Source organism: Agrobacterium sp. 16-172Ci, assembly GCF_053522725.1.
In genome coordinates this window covers 1-2,483 of the sequence record NZ_JBNWBW010000059.1, presented here as the reverse complement: position 1 = coordinate 2,483, position 2,483 = coordinate 1, and the positions used below count along the sequence as shown (strand labels likewise).

1 protein-coding gene and 1 pseudogene are annotated in these 2,483 nt (G+C 60.7%); both read right to left on the bottom strand.

Annotation, left to right across the window (positions count from 1 at the left end; all coding sequences use genetic code 11):
- Positions 1-138: 138 nt before the first annotated feature.
- Positions 139-873: an IS21-like element helper ATPase IstB gene (gene istB / locus ACQZ40_RS25650; RefSeq protein ID WP_062610304.1), complete on the bottom strand. Its 735-nt coding sequence runs from the start codon at positions 871-873 to the stop codon at positions 139-141.
- Positions 806-2,372 (bottom strand): annotated as a pseudogene (istA, locus tag ACQZ40_RS25645) (IS21 family transposase). Before istA ends, istB begins: the two are co-directional and overlap by 68 nt.
- Positions 2,373-2,483: the final 111 nt, after the last annotated feature.

Sequence of the window (2,483 nt, the reverse complement as noted above, 5' to 3'; positions counted from 1 at the left end):
GCTGTCAATCGGCGCGGAATGTTGACCCCTTATCGGCGTCCAATATTCACCCCCTGTAGGCGATCAGCGCTTGGCCTGCCCGGCGCTGGCCGGGGTTGCAGAGGGTAGGCCAAGTGCGGGTGACGGGTGTCTTTGGCTTTAGCTTTGAGAGCGGTTTTTGAAGCGCCAGGACTCGTTGCCGGTTTCCACGATCTCGCAGTGATGGGTCAGGCGATCGAGGAGGGCCGTCGTCATCTTGGCATCACCAAACACCGACGGCCATTCGCCGAAGGCAAGGTTGGTCGTGACGATGACCGAGGTGCGCTCGTAGAGCCTGCTGATCAGGTGGAACAGGAGCTGACCCCCGGCCTGTGCGAACGGTAGATAGCCGAGTTCGTCGAGGATGATGAAGTCGAGGCGCGTGAGGTAATCGGCCATCCGACCTTGCTTGCCGTTGCGCGTTTCCGTTTCCAGGCGATTGACCAGATCGACGACGTTGAAGAAGCGTCCACGTGTGCCGTTGCGGATGAGCGCACGGGCAATCGCGATAGCCAGATGGCTCTTGCCTGTTCCTGTGCCGCCGACGAGAACGACATTGCGCTGGTCGGCGACGAAGGTGCCGGTGGCCAGTTCTCGCACCAGGGGTTCATTGACGGGCGTGTCGGCGAAGTCGAAGTCGTCGATGTCTTTTGCCAAAGGCAATTTGGCGATGCTGAGCTGGTAGCGGATAGACCTGGCCTGTTTCTCGGCGATCTCCGACTGCAGGAGATCACCGACGATGCGCGGCGGTTCGTGCTGCCGTTTGATGCCGTTTCCCATGACCTCGTCATAAGCGCTGCGCATTCCGTAGAGCTTCAGCGTGCCCATCAGTTCGAGAACCTGTGTGCGTTCCATCAACTTACCCTCCTGAGCCTGTCGTAACGGGCGCAGTCGGCGACCGGCTCATGGGCAAGCCGAAGCGCATCCGGGATTTGCAGGGTTGCAGCGGGAGCCGGATCGCGGCTTCGCGCCAGAATGTTGATGATCACCGAGGCAGAGCAGACGCCGTGATCGAGCGCTTCCTGGCAGGCAGCCTCAACGGCTGCGAGACCATCGGCGGGAACGCATCCGAGTATGGTGACCATCTGTCGATCACCGTCGTCAGCACTCTTCAACCGCTTGCGCACCTTCTCCATCGCGGCTGGCAAAACCCATTCGCGGAAGGGAGCACCGTTGCGCAAGGCACCGGGTTTGCGAGCAAGGACAGGGACATAGTGCCAGGGATCATAGACGGTATCGCCACGGCCGAAGCTACGCTGGTGTTCAGCGACCGTCACCCCATCCTGTTTGATGACGATCCGATCAGCATAGGCATGAACCTCGACTGGGCGGCCGACGGCAGTCGACAGGACCGAGTATTTGTTGTTGTCGAAGCGGACGGTGCAGGTCTTCGACACCGAGGCCGGAACGCTGTGGAAACCGTCGAACGGGCCGACGTAGCGCACGAGGCTGCTGCGTTCGGCCTCGAACATCTGCCAGATCGTCTGCGCCGTCTGTTCGGGATGGCTATGGGCCTTGGCATAGGCAACGCATTTGTCGAGCAGCCAGACATTGAGTTCCTCCAGGCTTTTGACCCTGAGACGCGGCGTGAAGAACCGCTCGCGCACAAGGCCGACCTGGTTCTCGACCTGTCCTTTCTCCCAGCCGGATGCTGGCGTGCAGGCCACCGGGTGGACGAGATAATGGCTGCACATCTGCAGGAAACGGCGATTGTAGAGCCGTTCCTTGCCGATAAAGACGGCCTCCACGGCCGTCTTCATGTTGTCGTAGATGCCGCGCGTGCAGGTGCCACGGAAGAAGTCGAAGGCCTTGTCGTGGGCGTCGAAGACCATCTCCTGGCTCTCACGCATATAGGCCCGCGCGAACATCATCCGGCTGTGGCAAAGCCGGACATGGGCAACCTTCACCGTTGTCGTCACGCCCTGGATCAGGACGATCTCATGGCTCCAGTCGAACTGATAAGCCTCGCCGGGCGCATAGTAGAGCGGCACGTAGGCTTCGGCCGTCACGGCCCCTCGATCCTTCGACCATCCCTTCGCATAGCGCCGGATTGCATCGTAGCTGCCGTCGTAACCCAACGCCCGAAGCTCTTCGTAAATCCGGATCAGCGTCAGTCGCTCGCGAGATGGCTTGCCTTCGTTCGCGGCCAGGAAGCGCTCAATCTCAGCCTTCCAGGCCCCGGTCTTCGGAAGCGGCTGCCGTTCGCGCTCGTAGGAAAAGTCGGTCTCATCGGATCGCAGTATCTTCCGCACCGTATTGCGGGAAACATGCAGCTCCCGGACGATCCTCTTCACCGACCAGCCCTGCACATGGAAGGCTCGACGAACACGCGCAATCGTATCCACTCGCTTCAACTCCCCCTCCATCCGCCAGCAAAAGACGGATGGTCAGACGAAACAGGTGGGGGGTCAAAATTGGACGCCGGTCACCCCGCCAGAGGGGTCAATATTCCACGCCGAAACACA

Coding starts and splice junctions, on each gene's coding strand:
- istB (WP_062610304.1), bottom strand. CDS start 873: ATGGAACGCACACAGGTTCTCGAACTGATGGGCACGCTGAAGCTCTAC.